The 16,252-nt window shown below is 63.5% G+C and carries 12 protein-coding genes and 1 other annotated feature; of the genes, 9 read left to right on the top strand and 3 right to left on the bottom strand.

The features are described 5' to 3' along the window. Positions 1 to 151 precede the first annotated feature (151 nt). The 4 genes from F3H41_RS00660 (at position 152) to F3H41_RS00645 (ending at position 2,640) form a co-directional block, all read left to right on the top strand. Positions 152 to 910 (top strand): arginyltransferase, encoded by a 759-nt coding sequence (locus F3H41_RS00660; protein ID WP_149736670.1) that lies wholly within the window; start codon positions 152 to 154, stop codon positions 908 to 910. Between the two features lie 172 nt (positions 911 to 1,082). After that, positions 1,083 to 1,964, top strand: a complete 882-nt coding sequence (locus tag F3H41_RS00655; protein ID WP_244616035.1) for a DMT family transporter — start codon at positions 1,083 to 1,085, stop codon at positions 1,962 to 1,964. Between the two features lie 65 nt (positions 1,965 to 2,029). Further along, positions 2,030 to 2,251 carry an AbrB/MazE/SpoVT family DNA-binding domain-containing protein gene (locus tag F3H41_RS00650; RefSeq protein ID WP_149736668.1) on the top strand — a complete coding sequence of 74 codons (222 nt, stop codon included), beginning with the start codon at positions 2,030 to 2,032 and terminating at the stop codon, positions 2,249 to 2,251. Then, positions 2,248 to 2,640 (top strand): type II toxin-antitoxin system death-on-curing family toxin, encoded by a 393-nt coding sequence (locus F3H41_RS00645; protein WP_149736667.1) that lies wholly within the window; start codon positions 2,248 to 2,250, stop codon positions 2,638 to 2,640. The genes F3H41_RS00650 and F3H41_RS00645 overlap by 4 nt, the downstream gene beginning before the upstream one ends. Before the next feature lie 4 nt (positions 2,641 to 2,644). Here F3H41_RS00645 and parC read toward each other — a convergent pair whose 3' ends face one another. Next, the gene (gene parC / locus F3H41_RS00640; protein WP_149736666.1) at positions 2,645 to 4,900 is read right to left on the bottom strand and encodes a DNA topoisomerase IV subunit A; all 2,256 of its coding nucleotides are present in this window, start codon (positions 4,898 to 4,900) and stop codon (positions 2,645 to 2,647) included. 310 nt (positions 4,901 to 5,210) lie between these two features. Here parC and F3H41_RS00635 point away from each other — a divergent pair, with 310 nt between their 5' ends. After that, a complete protein-coding gene (locus tag F3H41_RS00635) occupies positions 5,211 to 6,404 on the top strand; it encodes a hypothetical protein (protein WP_149736665.1) in 1,194 nt (397 codons plus the stop codon). Positions 6,405 to 6,480: 76 nt separating this feature from the next. Here F3H41_RS00635 and F3H41_RS00630 read toward each other — a convergent pair whose 3' ends face one another. Then, positions 6,481 to 7,959, bottom strand: coding sequence for a SulP family inorganic anion transporter (locus F3H41_RS00630; RefSeq protein ID WP_149736664.1), 1,479 nt, complete (start codon positions 7,957 to 7,959; stop codon positions 6,481 to 6,483). A gap of 81 nt (positions 7,960 to 8,040) precedes the next feature. Further along, positions 8,041 to 8,096 (bottom strand) — a sequence feature (sul1 is cis-regulatory element that is thought to sense ions involved in sulfur or methionine metabolism; They are found in Alphaproteobacteria). Positions 8,097 to 8,242: 146 nt separating this feature from the next. Here F3H41_RS00630 and F3H41_RS00625 point away from each other — a divergent pair. Next, positions 8,243 to 9,199 (top strand): endonuclease/exonuclease/phosphatase family protein, encoded by a 957-nt coding sequence (locus F3H41_RS00625; protein ID WP_149736663.1) that lies wholly within the window; start codon positions 8,243 to 8,245, stop codon positions 9,197 to 9,199. A 339-nt stretch (positions 9,200 to 9,538) separates the two neighbouring features. On the opposite strand, the gene aspS is transcribed toward F3H41_RS00625, so the two are convergent. Next, positions 9,539 to 11,326, bottom strand: a complete 1,788-nt coding sequence (aspS, locus tag F3H41_RS00620) for an aspartate--tRNA ligase (protein WP_149736662.1) — start codon at positions 11,324 to 11,326, stop codon at positions 9,539 to 9,541. 239 nt (positions 11,327 to 11,565) lie between these two features. Here aspS and F3H41_RS00615 point away from each other — a divergent pair, with 239 nt between their 5' ends. The 3 genes from F3H41_RS00615 (at position 11,566) to F3H41_RS00605 (ending at position 16,204) form a co-directional block, all read left to right on the top strand. Continuing rightward, positions 11,566 to 13,326, top strand: a complete 1,761-nt coding sequence (locus F3H41_RS00615; protein ID WP_149736661.1) for a diguanylate cyclase — start codon at positions 11,566 to 11,568, stop codon at positions 13,324 to 13,326. Positions 13,327 to 13,473: 147 nt separating this feature from the next. Continuing rightward, positions 13,474 to 14,748 (top strand): MFS transporter, encoded by a 1,275-nt coding sequence (locus tag F3H41_RS00610; RefSeq protein WP_149736660.1) that lies wholly within the window; start codon positions 13,474 to 13,476, stop codon positions 14,746 to 14,748. A 55-nt stretch (positions 14,749 to 14,803) separates the two neighbouring features. Then, a complete protein-coding gene (locus tag F3H41_RS00605; protein ID WP_149736659.1) occupies positions 14,804 to 16,204 on the top strand; it encodes a multicopper oxidase family protein in 1,401 nt (466 codons plus the stop codon). Positions 16,205 to 16,252: the final 48 nt, after the last annotated feature.

Here is a 16,252-nt window from a genome sequence, read left to right as displayed (position 1 = left end):
TGCACCCGGTCGTCCCCGCGATGGCCGGGTGCAACGATTCAAGATCTGGGGGCGTTAACCGAACGCATTCGAAAAGCTGTTGTTGACGTTTCCCGAACTTGCGCCATCCTGTAGCAAGCGTCGGGACTCGAAAGGAACGATCCGCACCTCCATGAACACGCAGACCGCACCGTCCCCGCAGTTCTACCTCACCGCGCCGGCGGCCTGCCCCTACCTGCCCAATGAAATGGAGCGGAAGGTGTTCACACATATGGTGGGCGAGCGCGCGCCAGAGCTCAACGACCTTCTGACACAGGGCGGTTTCCGTCGTTCCCAGAACATCGCCTATCGCCCGGCCTGCGAGACCTGCCGCGCCTGTATTTCGGTGCGCATCCTCGCCGACGAGTTCCAGCCGACAAAATCCATGCGCCGGGTGGTGGCGGCGAACCGTGATGTGGTCGCGGCCGAATATCCCGCCGAGCCGTCCAGCGAGCAATACAGCCTTTTCCGTACCTATCTCGACCATCGCCACCAGCGCGGCGGCATGTCGGACATGTCGGTTCTCGACTATGCGATGATGGTGGAGGATACGCACGTCAACACGAAGATCATCGAATATCGGCTGCGGCGCGAGGGCGACGGGATCGGCGAGACCCGCGGCCCTCTCATCGCGGCAGCGCTGACCGACCGTATGGGCGATGGCCTGTCGATGGTCTACTCCTATTTCAACCCTGAGCTCCAGGAGCGCTCGCTCGGCACCTTCATGATCCTCGATCATATCCGCCGCGCCCGCGACCGCGGCCTGCCGCATGTCTACCTTGGCTACTGGGTCAAGGGATCGCGCAAGATGGACTACAAGACCAAGTTCCTGCCGCAGGAACACCTCATGGCGCGCGGTTGGGAGCGCTACGTCGCCGAAGAGACCGCCTGATCGTGCCAACACGTCGTCCGGGATGAGCGTGGCTCACCCTGACGTCGCGTTCGGTCGCGGCCGCGCCGCCCGTGTCGTTTCCCCATCCGGCGAATCCGGCTAGTCTTGTCGGAATGCGTGTTCGGATGGGGAGCCTTCGTGGCCCTGTGTCCGCATTTTTTCGGATATGCCTGTGATCGACGCTTCCAATCGCCATCGCCGCGGCCTGATCCTCACCGGTCTCGGGGGGCTCAGCCTTTCCTTCGACATTCCGCTGCTGCGGGCCGGCGACGGCGAAATCTGGTCTGTCCTGGCGCTTCGCTGCGCCTGCACGGTGGCGGTTTCGCTGGTCGCCTGGGTGGTCCTCAATCGCCTGCTGAAGAAACCGATCGCGCTCATTCCCGGGTGGGCGGGGCTCGCTGTCGGCCTTTGCTACGGCATCAACACCTTCACCTTCCTGATCGCCGTCTTCAATACGTCGACCGCCAATGTCGTCTTCATCCTCGCCTTCACCTCCATGTTCGCCGCCCTGCTCTCCTGGATCTTCCTCGGCGAGCGGCCCTCCAATGCGACACTCCTGACAATGGCGATCATGGTCGGCGGCGTCGCGCTGATCGTCTCGGAAGGGCTGGAGAGCGGTCACCTCTTCGGCGACCTCATGGCGACCTGCTCCGCCCTGATGCTCGGCACCGCCATCACCATCAGCCGCGCCAGCAACCGCGACATGGGCCTTGTGCCACTCGTCACCGCCGCGGTTCCCGGTCTTGCCGCGCTTGCGCTCCTGCCGGCCGGCGGGCTCGTCATCGCCCATCCCGAATGGATCATGCTGGATGGCCTGATCATGATCCCCCTCGCCTTCTTCCTCCTCGCAACCGGCCCCCGCTACCTCTCCGCGCCTGAGGTCGGCATGTTCTACCTGCTCGAAACGATCCTTGCGCCCATATGGGTCTGGATGGTCTTTGCGGAGGTGCCGGGAAACCGAACGCTGCTTGGCGGGTTCATTCTCGTCCTCGCGCTGATCGGGCATTCGCTCTGGCAGATGCGGGTTGCGCGGCGGCAGCTGGTGGCGGGGTGAAGCGGGGATTGAAGTTCCCTAGCAGAAACGTTATAATTCAGTTATAACGATATCGGAGATCCGTCATGAACGTCACGGTGCGCAAGATCGGAAATTCGGAAGGGATCATCATTCCGAAGGATATGCTGGAAAGCCTCGGGGTAAAAGCCGGCGACACCCTTCAGGTCGAAAGGGACGGCCAGAGCATTCGTCTGACCGCGTCCGACGCCGACTTTCAGAGGCAACTTGATCACGCGCAGGTTTTCATGGACCGCTACAAGGTCGCGCTGAAAAAGCTTGCGGAATGAGCGACTTCATCTTTCTGGACCGTCGTCTCGTGGAGGTCCTTCACTCTGCCCAGATCGAACGATTTGGCGGAGCGACCGGCCTCAGGGATGAGGGCGCACTGGAAATGGCTCTGGCTCGCCCCATACAAAAGGCAAGCTATGGCTGTGACGACGTCATCGAACTGGCTACTGCCTATCTCTTCGGCCTCGCGAAGAACCATGCCTTCGTTGACGGCAACAAACGCATTGCCATCGTCGCGGCCGCTGTCTTTTTGATGGAGAACGGCCTGCAGATCGATACGGACGACGGAAATCTCTATGTCCTCGTCTATGGTGTTGCGGCCGGGGAGATCGATGAAAGCGGCGCAGCCGCCTTCCTAGCCGACCACACAATCCCCTACCCCGGCTAAAACGTTACCCGCCAAAACGCCCGCTGCGCGGAAAGCCCTTCGGCACCGTGCGGCCCGCCGTTGCGCGGTCGCCGAGCCATTCGATGAGTTCGTCCTTCGTCTTGGTAAAGGTGCGCCCAGCGCTGTCTTCCCAGGTAAGGCCGTCGGCGATCGCGAAGAACTTCGCGTCGGAAATGCCGCCGTCCTTGTAGCGTTGCAGGCGTACGCCCTTGCCGCGGCCCATTTCCGGGATCTGGACCAGCGGGAAGACCAGCATCTTGCGATTTTCGCCGACGACGGCGAGATGGTCACCGGCGACCGGCACAACCAGCTTGGCCTCATCGGGCATGGCGACGTTCATCACCTGCTTGCCCTTGCGGGTATTGGCGACGACGTCGGCTTCGGGAACGATAAAGCCGTTACCTGCCGCGGAGGAGACGAGCAGCTTGCGGGCCGGGTCGTGAACGAAGGCGGTCAGGATGTCCTGATCGTTTTCCATATCCACCATGATGCGCACGGGCTCACCATGGCCGCGGCCGCCGGGCAGCTTGTCGCCGCCGAGCGTATAGGCCTTGCCGCCGGTGGTGAAGAGCAGGATGCGGTCCGTCGTCTGGGCAGGGAACGCAAGCTTCAGCTTGTCGCCTTCCTTGAACTGCAGCGACGAGACATCGGCAATGTGGCCCTTCAGCGCGCGGATCCAGCCCTTTTCGGAAACGACGACGGTGATCGGCTCCTTCTCGATCATTGCCTGCTGGATCGCTTCGACATCGGCGACAGGCGCGTCGGCGAACTGCGTGCGGCGGCGGCCGAGTTCGGTCGCCTTGGCAAAGCGCTTCCTGAGGTCGGAAATTTCGTGGGAGACGACCTGCCACTGCTTTGCATCCGACGCCAGCAGGGCCTCGATATCGGCCTTTTCCTTGGTCAGTCCGTCGAACTCGGTGCGGATCTCGAATTCCTCGAGCTTGCGCAGGGAGCGCAGGCGCATGTTGAGGATGGACTCGGCCTGAAGGTCGGTCAGCGCAAAGCGTACCATCAGCGCCGGCTTCGGCTCGTCCTCCTCGCGGATGATACGGATCACCTCGTCGATGTTGAGGTAGGCGATCAGGTAGCCACCGAGGATTTCCAGCCGGCGGTCGATCGCCGCCAGACGGTGCCTCGACCGGCGGACCAGCACTTCCTGCCGGTGATCGAGCCACTCCACCAAGACGTCGCGCAGCGACATGACGCGCGGCACGCGGCCCTTGGAGAGCACGTTCATGTTGAGCGGGAAGCGGCTTTCCAGTTCCGTCAGGCGGAAGAGCGATTCCATCAACAGGCTCGCATCCACCGTGCGGCTCTTGGGGATGAGCACGACGCGGATGTCTTCGGCCGATTCGTCCCTGATGTCCTCCAGCAGCGGCAGTTTGCGGGCGATCAGCAGTTCGGCGATCTTCTCGATCAGCCGCGACTTCTGCACCTGATAGGGAATTTCGGTGATGATGATCTGGTAGCCCCCGCGGCCGAGATCCACGATCTCCCACTTCGCCCGCACGCGGAACCCGCCGCGGCCGGTCTTGTAGGCATCCAAGATGCTCTCGCGGCTTTCGATGATGATGCCGCCGGTCGGGAAATCCGGGCCTTCGATGAATTCCACGAGCTTTTCGACCGGCGCGTCGCGATCCTTGATGAGGTGGAGCGCCGCATCGCAGATCTCGTGCACATTGTGCGAGGGGATCGAGGTCGCCATACCCACCGCAATGCCCGTGGCGCCGTTGGCCAACAGGTTGGGGAAGGCACCCGGAAGGACTTCCGGCTCCTTGTTGGATTCGTCGTAGGTATCGCGGAAATCGACGGCGTCCTGGTCGATGCCTTCGAGCAGGAGCTCGGCGACCTCGGTCATCTTGCTTTCGGTGTAGCGCATCGCGGCGGGGCTATCGCCGTCGATATTGCCGAAATTGCCCTGGCCGTTGACGAGCGGATAGCGCTGCGAGAAATCCTGCGCGAGGCGGGCAAGCGCATCGTAGATCGCCTGGTCGCCATGGGGGTGGAAGTTACCCATGACCTCGCCGACGATCTTGGCGCATTTGCGGAAGGCCGAGTTCGGGCGAAGGCCCATCTCGCTCATGGCGTAGACGATTCGGCGATGAACGGGTTTCAACCCGTCCCGTACATCCGGCAGCGCGCGATGCATGATGGTCGACAAGGCATAGGCGAGATAACGCTCCTCGAGCGCCGCCTTCAGATCGACCGGCAGGATATTGTCGTCATCGCCGCCGCCCGGCGGCACAAGGCTCTGTCCCATGCAACGGGGTTATCCCATGATGGGGCCAGCGGCAAGGCAAGGGCACTGAAAGCCCTGTGGAGAAACGGTTTGAGGGGCGGCAGGTGATGCTTTCGTCGTCTGCGACGGCTTCCCCCTGCGCTCCCCACGCGCCTCGTGCTTGGCCTTACCCTTGCCGTTTGTGCGAACCACCCAAAATTAAGGACATCGGTGACATCGCCTGCACCGGGCTGGTGAATAGACCGGCTTGTCGAATATAGTGCCGCCACAATTCGTCTCAACAACAAGGTCTCGGCCTTTACCCTTCCGTGATCGAACAAGGAAACACCCCATGAAGCTCTCCGGCTCGTCCCGCTTTCTTCTGTCCAGTGCCGCCGCGCTTGCCTTCGCAAGTCCCGCTTTCGCGCTCGACGGTGCGGATCTCGTTGCCAAGCTCAATGCCGCCTACGCCACGTCGGGCGCAACGATCGCCTATGATCAGGTTTCGGTCGATGGCTCGACCGTCACGATGGAAGGGACGAAGCTCGTCATCAGCGGCCCTGAGTCCAAGTCGATCAATATCGGCGAAGTGACCATGGAAGGCGTCGAGGAACAGGATGATGGCGGCTACTACGTCGAGACGGTCGCGCTGCCGGACGTTGACATGAAAGAGGCCGACAACAGCTTCTCCGTCAGGGACATGCAGATCGGTGGCCTGACAATCCCCGGCAATCCCAATGGCGGCACCATCGACGACATGCTGGTCTACGAGACGGCCTCCACCGGCCCGCTGGTCGTAACGGCCAAGGGCAAGGAGGTCTTCTCGATGGAGAGCTCCGAAGCCAACATGACGGCGCTTGAGGACGGCAAGGGCTTCGACTTCGACGCCGACCTGAAGACCATCAAGGCGGATCTTTCGCAGGTCGACGATGCCAAGACCAAGGACGCGCTGGAAAAGCTCGGCCTCATGCAGGTCAATGGCGACATCGCCATGAAGGGCAGCTGGCAGGTCGAGAGCGGCGACATGAAGCTCGACCAGTTCACCTTCGACTTTGCCAATGTCGGCAAGCTCAACCTCGCCTTCGACATTTCCGGTTACACGCTGCAGTTCGTCAAGGCGATGCAGGACGCGGCCAAGGCTGCCGAAGCCAATCCGAACAAGGAACAGGCCAACCAGGCCATGGGCCTTGCGATGATGGGCCTGATGCAGCAGCTGACCTTCAAGAGCGCCGAAATCCGCTTCGAGGATGCAAGCATCACCAAGCGGGCGCTGGACTATGTCGGGGGACAGCAGGGCGTTCCGGGCGACCAGTTCGCCCAGTCGCTGAAGGCCATGGTGCCGATCATGATGGCGCAGCTCAACGTGCCGGAACTGCAGAACCAGGTCTCGGCCGCCGTCAACACTTATCTCGATAACCCGAAGAGCCTGACAATCCGCGCAACGCCTGCCAATCCGGTTCCGGTTCCGATGATCGCAGGCGCCGCCATGGGCGCGCCGAACACGCTGCCGCAGGTTCTCGGCGTCACCGTGACGGCCAACGACTGATCGGTCGCAGCAAGAAAGAACGAAGGGCCCTGCATCGCTGCAGGGCCCTTTTTTTAAGCCGCTGTGCCGCCTGTCATCAATGGGCGGAGATGCCGGCCGCCGCGCCGTCCTTGTCATGCACGGCAAAGCGATCGACCATGTGGGCACTGGCCGCGTTGAGCCCGACGACCTCGACCGCGACGTCGTGACGGCGATATTTCAGCACCACCTTGTCCAGCGCGGCGATCGATGAAATGTCCCAGAAATGCGCGTCGGAAACATCGATCACGACAGTCCTGGCCGGCAAGGTGAAATCGAAGGCTTCGACGAAGCTCTCCACCGAAGCGAAGAATATCTGGCCGGTGACACGATAGGTGACCGTATCGCCCTCCCCGGTCTGACGAACGGCAAAGAGACGCGCGACCTTACCGGCGAAGAAGACGCCGGAGAGCAGCACGCCGACCAGAACGCCCTTGGCGAGATCGTGGGTGGCCACCACGGTCACGACGGTTGCCAGCATGACGATGGAGGATGTCGGCGGGTTGCGCCTGATATCGAGGATCGAGCGCCAGGAGAAGGTGCCGATCGAGACCATGATCATGACGGCAACCAGCGCTGCCATCGGGATGATGCGCACGAGATCGTCAAGCACGAGGATCAGGAACAGCAGGAAGGCACCGGCCACGAAGGTGGAGAGGCGACCGCGCCCGCCGGAGCTGACATTGATCATCGACTGGCCGATCATGGCGCAGCCGCCCATGCCGCCGATCAGGCCCGACGCGATGTTGCTGGCGCCCTGCCCGATGCATTCCTGGCTCTTGTTGCTGGCCGTGTCCGTCATGTCGTCGACGATCTGGGCGGTCAGCAACGATTCGAGCAGGCCAACGGCGGCGAGCGCGATGGAATAGGGAAAGATGATCTGCAGCGTCTCGAAGGTCAGAGGCACTTGCGGCAGGGCGAAGATCGGCAGCGTATCCGGCAGGGCGCCGAGATCGCCGACGGTTCGCAGGTCAAGGCCGAGCCACCAGACGGCGCCGGTCAGGGCCAGAATGGCCACCAGCGGCGAGGGAACGACCTTGGTGAAGCGTGGCAGGATATAGATGATCGCCAGCGCGACCGCGATCAGCGGATAGGTCAGCATGGGCACGCCGATGAGTTCGGGCAATTGCGCCATGAAAATCAGGATTGCCAGCGCATTGACGAAGCCGGTGATGACCGAACGCGACACGAAGCGCATGACGCGGCCAAGCCTGAGAAATCCCGCGGCAATCTGGATGGCGCCCATCAGAAGCGTGGCGGCGAAGAGATATTGCAGGCCATGCTCCTTCACCATCGTGACCATGAGCACGGCCGTGGCGGCCGTGGCGGCCGAGATCATGCCGGGGCGACCGCCGGTGAAGGCAGAGACGCAGGCGATGGCGAAGGAGCCGAAAAGGCCGACCTTCGGATCGACACCGGCAATCACCGAGAAGCCGATGGCTTCGGGGATCAGCGCCAGCGCCACGAGAATGCCGGAGAGAATGTCGCCACGCGGGTTGGCGAACCACTCGCGGCGGTAGGTGGAAAAATCAATCATGTCTGGAAATTCCGCAATAAGGATCGCATCAGGCCGCTCCTGTCGCGGAGCCGGCGTGTGAGATGGATTCGATGCTTTTCGCGTTGTCTGGCGGATCGGCGGCCAGAAGAGCCACCCGGAGTTTCACCGGGTCCGTGGTGAGTAACGCCTTATACGTCGCCTTTTCGCCGAGGGGAAGTGCGCACGCGCAACACCGGCGATTGCGTGGACGGAGCCGTCACGGCAGGTTCATCAACGATCGCTAATCGTCCTTCCCATCCTGCCTGAACCTCCGGAGACCTCCATGCGCCCGATGATGCTGGCTGCCCTTGCAGCCTCGCTTCTTGCCATCCCCGCCCTTGCCGCCGACACCACGGAACTGACCGTGATGAGCTTCAACATCTGGGGTGGCGGCGCCAATGCCGGCAAGCTGGTCGACGAAACGGCGGCCGTGATCAAGGCCGTCAATGCCGACATTGTCGGCGTTCTGGAGACGCGTCCCGAGCCGGACCCGTGCGACGCCGACAATTGCGTGCCGACCGGCCCGAGCGTCGCCAAGGCGCTCGCCGAAAAGCTCGGCTATTTCTACTATGACCAGGACAAGAAGAACCCGGCACTGTGGGCCGGCGCCATCCTCAGCCGTTATCCGATCGGCAAAGCGACCGACAACGACCTCGGCGTCGAAATCGACGTGAAGGGCCGTAAGGTCTATGCCTTTTCGCTGCACCTGACGGACTATCCCTACCAGCCCTATCAGTTGCTTAACATCGAATACGGTCCGGCGCCCTTCGTGAAGACGGCGGAGGAGGCCATCGCTTCGGCAAAGGCTGCCCGCGGGCCGGCGCTCGACCTTTTTGTCCAGGACCTCAAGGCCGCCGATGGCGCTGACGCCACCTTCGTCTTCGGCGATTTCAACGAGCCTTCGCATCTCGACTGGACGGAGACGGCAGCGGCCGCCAAGCAACAGCCGCTCGCGGTCGCCTGGCCGACCTCGACGCGCATGGCCGAACTCGGCTTCACCGACCTCTTCCGCGCCGCCTTCCCCGATCCGGTCGTCAAGCCGGCCTTCACCTGGACGACCACCAGCGAACCGACCGATCCCGGCGACCACCACGACCGCATCGATTTCACCTACGGGCGCGGCAAGGGCATGACTGTCGTCAAGGCGGGTATCGTCGGCGAGAAGGCCGAGCGCGCCGATATCATCGTCACGCCCTGGCCGTCTGACCACCGCGCGACGATGGCGACGGTAAGGTTCTGAGGGGGGAGATACCTCGCAACAAAAAGGCCTCGGTTCATCAGAGAACCGGGGCCTTTTCGTTCTTTGCAATCGTTGCGACAGACGACAGGTCTCATAGGCCGCCCCCTCATCCGCCTGCCGGCACCTTCTCCCCAATGGGGAGAAGAGACCACGACGATGGAACCGAGGATCATGCGACGGCCGGGGAAAGAAGCGAACACCTTGCTTCCGTCTGTGTCCTGTAAGACCGAGGAGCGTGCCAGATGTCTCTTCTCCCCAGCGGGGAGAAGGTGCCGGCAGGCGGATGAGGGGGCGAAACGGCGGATCGCTCGCCCCATAAGCCTCGTGATACGGCCGTCCTCAGTCCTTCTTCGACGGAACCACCCGCAGGGCCAGTTCGCGCAACTGCGTCGGCGTTGCCGGGCTCGGCGCGTTCATCAGGAGATCCTGCGCCTGCTGGTTCATCGGGAAGAGCGAGATTTCGCGCAGGTTCTTGGCGCCGACGAGCAGCATGACGACGCGGTCGATGCCGAAGGCGCAGCCGCCATGCGGGGGGGCGCCGTACTGGAAAGCGCGGTACATGCCGCCGAAGCGTTCTTCCACATCCGCCTTGGAGAGGCCGACCAGCTCGAAAGCCTTGACCATCAGGTCCGGCGACTGGTTACGGATCGAGCCGGAGGCGATCTCGAAGCCGTTGCAGACGGCGTCGTACTGGTAGGCCTTGAGGCTCAGGGGATCCTGGCTTTCCAGGGCTTCCAGCCCGCCCTGCGGCATGGAGAAGGGGTTGTGGGCAAAATCGATCTTCTTCTCGTCCTCGTTATATTCGTAGAACGGGAAGTCGACGATCCAGCACATTTCGAAGCGGTCGCGGTCAACGAGGTTCAGCTCCTCGCCGGCGCGGGTGCGGGCTTCACCGGCGAACTTGTAGAACTTGGCCGGGTCGCCGGCGACGAAGAACGAGGCGTCGCCCGGCTCAAGGCCGAGCTGGACGCGCAGCGCTTCGGTGCGTTCTTCGCCGATGTTCTTGGCGAGCGGGCCGGAGCCGGCGATCTTGCCGTCCTCTTCCTTCCAGAAGATGTAGCCGAGACCCGGCTGGCCCGTGGACTGCGCCCAGGCGTTCATGCGGTCGCAGAAGGCGCGCGAACCGCCGGTCTTGGCCGGGATCGCCCAGACTTCCACCTTCGGGTTGGACGCGATCATGTTGGCGAACACCTTGAAGCCGGAGCCGGCGAAATGTTCGGTCACGGCCTGCATCTCGATCGGGTTGCGCAGGTCCGGCTTGTCGGAACCGTATTTGCGGATCGCGACATCGTAGGGAATGCGCGGCCAGCTCTTCGTCACCGGCTTGCCGTCGGCAAACTTCTCGAACACGGCCGTCATCATCGGCTCCATCGTGTTCCAGATGTCTTCCTGGGTGACGAAGCTCATTTCCACGTCGAGCTGGTAGAATTCGCCCGGCAGGCGGTCGGCGCGCGGGTCTTCGTCGCGGAAGCAGGGCGCGATCTGGAAGTAGCGGTCGAAGCCCGCGACCATCAAGAGCTGCTTGTACTGCTGCGGGGCCTGCGGCAGCGCGAAGAACTTGCCCTCATGGATGCGCGAGGGCACGAGGAAGTCGCGCGCGCCTTCCGGCGAGGAGGCCGTCAGGATCGGGGTGGAATATTCGGCAAAGCCCGCCTCGCCCATGCCCTGGCGCATGGCGGCGATGATCTGGGTGCGCTTGACGATGTTCTTGTGCAGCGTCTCGCGGCGAAGGTCGAGGAAGCGGTACTTGAGACGGACGTCTTCGGGGTAATCGGGCTCACCGAAGATCGGCAACGGCAATTCCTTGGCGGCCGAGAGGACTTCGATCTCTTGTGCGTAGAGTTCGATCTCGCCCGTCGGCATCGCCTTGTTGACGGTCTCGTCGGTGCGAGCCTTGACGCGGCCGTCGATGCGGATGACCCATTCGCCGCGCACCGCCTCGGCCAGCTTGAAGGCCGGGCTGTCGGGGTCGGCAACGACCTGGGTGATGCCGTAATGGTCGCGCAGGTCGATGAACAGCACGCCGCCATGGTCGCGGACGCGGTGCACCCAGCCGGAAAGACGGACCGTCTGGCCGACGTCGGACTTGCGGAGGGCGGCACAGGTGTGGCTGCGGTAACGGTGCATGGCGGTTCTATCCTGGAATCACGTCGCCGCCCGCAAGGCTCAGGGCTTCGGGCGGCCTTCAAAATCGGGCGGAAAAGCGCATGGCAGACCCGATTTGTCAAGGGTTGGCGGTAGCGCCGCGGGGCAATCGCAGCGCCGCAACGCCGCCGCGCCGCCGCATCTGCGGTTTTCGCATGATCACTGTAGGACAAGTTCAATAATTCACGCGCATAAGCTCTTCCTGTCAAAGGAGCCTGCGCATGAAGATCAGCACCATTACCAACTGGGCTTACGGCGTCACGCTCGTTCTCACCATCCTTTCGGGCGGCGCGATGTTCGTCGCGGTCAACCGGGCGGAAGGCGAACGGATCGCGGTGCAGGATCACCTCGCCATCAGCGACGCGGCCAATGATCTGGCGGTCTCGGTCGAGACGATAACGGCTGCGGCGCGCCTTTACGTGATGCGCGGCGAGGAGCGTTTCCTCAAGGCCTTCAACAGCGGCAGCGACGACGAGCATCGCGGCGCCACGCATCTGAAGATGCTGGCGGACAGCGACCCCTCGGCCGACGAGAAGAGCATTCTCGAAAGCCTTCCCGATGCAGCCGGCGCGCTCGACACATACGAAGCGGATGCGATCAATCTCTACCGCAATGGAGATGCGGCGGGCGCCCGCTCACTGCTGTTCAGCGACGAGCATGAAAGGCACGAAAGCGATCTGCTCAATCTCGTGCGCCAGCTTCGCGCACTTGTCACGGCACGCACCCAGGGCAACCTCGACAAGGCGAGGCTCCAGGCCGACATTGCCGCCATGGCGGCGCGCATCATGCTCGGGCTGACCGCCGCCGTGTTTCTCGGCGTTCTCTATTTCATCCTCAAGCGTCGTGTGGCCACTCCGCTGACGACGATGAGCGGCATCGTCAACCGGCTTGCGCAGGACGACTTCGCCGTCGATGTGCCCCTCGTGCGGCAGCACGACGAAATCGGCGCGATGAGCGAGGCGATCAACATTTTCCGGGTCAACGGGCTGGAGCGCGAACGCCTGCATGCGGAGCAGACGCGCGACCAGCAGCGCAAGGATCTGATCCTGCAGATGATGCACCGCGTGCAGGCTTGCCAGACGCACCGCGAACTGGCCGAGGTGGTGGCCCGCTTCATTCCGCAGGTCTTTCCTTCGCTTGCCGGCCGGCTCCATGCGCTTTCTGACGATCGCAAGACAATGGAGAGCCTGTCGGAATGGTCCGCGCCGGTGAGCGGGAAGCGCTTCTCGCCCGATTGCTGCTGGGGCCTTCGGCGCGGCCGCCCGCATGTCAGCAATCGCAACTACAGCGACGTCTGCTGCCAGCATCTGACCGAAGGCGGCCTGCCGGGCCTTTGCATTCCGCTCTCGGCCCAGGGTGAAACCGTGGGTCTGCTTTACCTGGAGGAACACGAGAGCGAAGCCTCCGCCCTCGACACCGCCCGCCTCTACCTCGAAATCATCGCCGAGAATCTCGGCCTTGCGATCGCCAACCTGCACATGCGGGACCGGCTGACCCTGCTGGCCTCGCGCGACGGGTTGACGGGTCTGCTGAACCGGCGTGCCCTCGATGCCGCTCTGGCGGATGCCGGGCATGGCGTCCTCTCCGCGCTGATGATTGACATCGATCACTTCAAGCGTTTCAACGATCTCTTCAGCCACGAGGCCGGCGATGCGGTGATGCAAACGGTGGCGCGCCTGCTCGACGCGGCGGTGGCGGGCAAGGGATCGACCTATCGCTATGGCGGCGAGGAATTTACCGTGCTGCTGCCGGGGCGCCAGTTGGCGGCTGCCTTCGACTGCGCCGAAACAATCCGCCAGACGATCGCCACGACAAGCGTCGCCTATCGCGGCCAGGCGATCGGACCGGTCACGGTTTCGATCGGGGTTGCCTCGACGACGGATGGCGAAGACGCCCCCCTTCTCGCCAAGGCCGACGCGGCGCTGCTGAGAGCCAAGCAGGCGGGGCGCAATCGCACGCTGCTGTCCACCGAGCCGGGGTGAACTGCAAGACCGCTCTCTCACAGATCACCTGTCGATCGCGGGCAGCGCGGGCAACACGGATTGTTTCGCTTTCCCGCAATTGTTGACTGTGCAAAGGGACCGGCCTGTCCGATTAAGACGGGAGCAGAAGCTGCCGAATCGCGATCCATGTCCCAGTCCGCCATCCGCCCCCTCATACCCCTCCTCGTCACTGCCGGCATCCTGATTGGCGGCAACGGGTTGCAGGGCACCTTCATCTCGCTGCGCGGACTATCGGAAGGCTTCTCGCCCTCGGTGATCGGGCTCATCGGCACCGGCTACAACATCGGCTTCGCGCTCGGCTGCATCTACGTCACGCGCGTCCTGCGCTCCATCGGTCATATCAGGACCTTCTCCGCCATGGCCGCGATCGCCTCGGCGGCGGCGATCGCCATGGTGCTGATCATCGATCCCTGGTTCTGGTTCCTGATGCGGCTGGTGGCCGGCGTGTGCTTTGCCGCGCTCTTCGCCACCGTCGAAAGCTGGCTGAACGCGCGGGTAACCAACAGCAACCGGGCACGCACGCTCTCCGTCTACCGCCTCGTCGATCTCGGCTCGGTGACGGCAGCGCAATATCTGATCCCCGCCGTCGGCATCTCCGGCTTCGAGCTTTTCGCCATCACGGCCATGGCGCTGTCGCTGTCGCTCGTACCGATTTCGTTCGCCGACCGCACCAGCCCGACGCCGCCCGAGGCAATCCGCTTCGACGTGAAGGCGCTGTGGAACATCTCGCCGCTCGCCACGATCGGCTGCATCGTCGTCGGCCTCACCAATTCCACCTTCCGGTCGCTCGGACCGATCTATGCCGACGGCATCGGGCTTTCGGTGGCGGAGATCGCGACCTTCATGAGTCTCGGCATCATCGGCGGCGTGGTGCTGCAATATCCGCTCGGCGCCTATTCCGACCGGCTCGACCGGCGGCTGATCATCCTCGTCTCCACCGGCGGCGCGCTGGTCGCGAGCCTCTTCCTCGCGGGCATCGCCGGCAGCAACGAGGCACTGAACTTTATCGGCATCTTCGTCTTCGGCGCCTTTGCCATGCCGCTCTATTCGCTCTGCTCGGCGCATGCCAACGACCATGCGAAGGACGGGCAGCATGCGCTGGTGTCGGCCGGCATGCTGTTCTTCTGGTCGCTCGGCGCCATCATCGGCCCCTTGTTCGCGGCCGTGCTGCTCGATCATTTCCCGCCGGAAGTGCTGTTCATCTATACGGCGGCGGTGCTCGTCCTCTTCATTGCCTACACCGTGTTTCGCATGGACCAGCGGCCGGCCGTGCCGGCGGACAGCCGGCGCACGCGCTTTCGCAGCCTGCTGCGCACCTCCTTCTTCTTCAACCGGCTGGCCGGCACGGAGGAACGCGACCGGACACCGCCTGCGGCAAAGAGACCCGACCGCGAGAATTGATGAGTTCATCCGTCAGGTTTAAGAGGGTGATAACCACCTGTCCGGAGCCCTGCCGATGACCCGTCTCGATCGCCGCGTTCTGCTAAAGGGATCCGCCGCGCTGGCCGGGGCCTTCGCGCTTGGCGGCGGGCTTGCCGCGACACGCAGCCTTGCGCAGCCGACGCCGCTGCAATTGAAGGCAGCGCCGGCAAAGGCACAGCTCGGGCCGGACGGCGCGATGAGCGACATCCTCACCTACAGCGCCGACGGCATCGTCGCAGACGCGCCGGCCATCATCCGCATGCAGCGCGGCCAGCCCTTCGCGGCACGGCTGATCAACGGGCTTTCCGAGCCGACAACGGTACACTGGCACGGGCTTCGTATTCCCAACGCCATGGATGGCGTACCGGAGCTGACACAGCCCTATGTCTATCCGGGCGACGGTTTCGACTACGCCTTCACGCCCCCCGATGCCGGCACCTTCTGGTATCACCCGCATTGCAACACGCTCTCGCAAATGGGCCACGGCCTTGCCGGCATGATCATCGTGGAGGATCCGGCCGATCCGGTCTTCGATGCGGAGCTGCCGTTACTGCTGCGCGACTGGCGGCTCGGCAAGGACGGAGCCTTCCTGTCGGATTTCAAGCCGCGCGATGCGGCCAAGGGCGGCACCTATGGCACGGTGCGCACCGCCAACTGGAAGCGCGAGCCAAGCTACGCCCTTCCTGCGGGCGGGCTGGTGCGCCTCAGGATCGCGACGGTGGACGTGACGCGGCTCTATACGCTCGGCATCGAGGGGGCCGAAGCCGTCATCGTCGCCCTCGACAGCAATCCGCTGCCTTTACCGGTGGCGCTTGACCGGCTGGACCTCGGCCCCGGCCAGCGGGTGGATCTGGTGTTGCGCATGCCGGACAGCGAGGGCACGACCGTGGCACTGAAGAACCTGCGCGGCTCCAGCCCCTTTACGATCGCAAGCTTCACGGCAACCGGCGCCTCGCTGAAACGGTCGATCTCCGACGTGCCGGCGCTGGCGCCGAACCCGATCGCGATGCCGGACCTTTCCGCCGCGACCCGCATTCCGCTGCTGCTCTCGGCCACCGCCGAACATGCGGCAACGCCGAGCATCTGCGGCTCGCTCGGCTACACCTTCTGGGCCATCAACCGCATTCCCTGGCCCGGCGACACGCCGGACCCGATCGCACCGACGGCGGAACTGACGCTCGGCAAGAGCTACATCCTCGAAATCACCAACCGCACGCCGCATGCGCACCCCATCCACCTGCACGGCTTGAGCTTCCATGTGCTGTCAGCCAGCAAGCATGAGCGCCTGCCGCCACCGACGGACACGATCCTGCTTCAGCCCGACGAGCAGGCCGAACTGGCGCTGGTGGCCGACAATCCCGGCGACTGGGTGTTCCATTGCCACATCATCGAGCACCAGAAGACCGGAATGACGGGGTATTTCCGGGTCACATGACGTTTTATCGTTGTGGCCGCGGTTTCAAGGGTCTAAACCGGGGAGATA

Origin of the sequence: Rhizobium sp. RU20A, assembly GCF_900155885.1 — a bacterium.
Classification (GTDB): Bacteria; Pseudomonadota; Alphaproteobacteria; order Rhizobiales; family Rhizobiaceae; genus RU20A.
The sequence above is the reverse complement of the archived record's forward strand: the minus strand, read 5'-3'. Positions and strand labels throughout refer to the sequence as shown.

Coding starts and splice junctions, on each gene's coding strand:
- F3H41_RS00660 (WP_149736670.1), top strand. CDS start 152: ATGAACACGCAGACCGCACCGTCCCCGCAGTTCTACCTCACCGCGCCG.
- F3H41_RS00650 (WP_149736668.1), top strand. CDS start 2,030: ATGAACGTCACGGTGCGCAAGATCGGAAATTCGGAAGGGATCATCATT.
- F3H41_RS00645 (WP_149736667.1), top strand. CDS start 2,248: ATGAGCGACTTCATCTTTCTGGACCGTCGTCTCGTGGAGGTCCTTCAC.
- parC (WP_149736666.1), bottom strand. CDS start 4,900: ATGGGACAGAGCCTTGTGCCGCCGGGCGGCGGCGATGACGACAATATC.
- F3H41_RS00635 (WP_149736665.1), top strand. CDS start 5,211: ATGAAGCTCTCCGGCTCGTCCCGCTTTCTTCTGTCCAGTGCCGCCGCG.
- F3H41_RS00630 (WP_149736664.1), bottom strand. CDS start 7,959: ATGATTGATTTTTCCACCTACCGCCGCGAGTGGTTCGCCAACCCGCGT.
- F3H41_RS00625 (WP_149736663.1), top strand. CDS start 8,243: ATGCGCCCGATGATGCTGGCTGCCCTTGCAGCCTCGCTTCTTGCCATC.
- aspS (WP_149736662.1), bottom strand. CDS start 11,326: ATGCACCGTTACCGCAGCCACACCTGTGCCGCCCTCCGCAAGTCCGAC.
- F3H41_RS00615 (WP_149736661.1), top strand. CDS start 11,566: ATGAAGATCAGCACCATTACCAACTGGGCTTACGGCGTCACGCTCGTT.
- F3H41_RS00610 (WP_149736660.1), top strand. CDS start 13,474: ATGTCCCAGTCCGCCATCCGCCCCCTCATACCCCTCCTCGTCACTGCC.
- F3H41_RS00605 (WP_149736659.1), top strand. CDS start 14,804: ATGACCCGTCTCGATCGCCGCGTTCTGCTAAAGGGATCCGCCGCGCTG.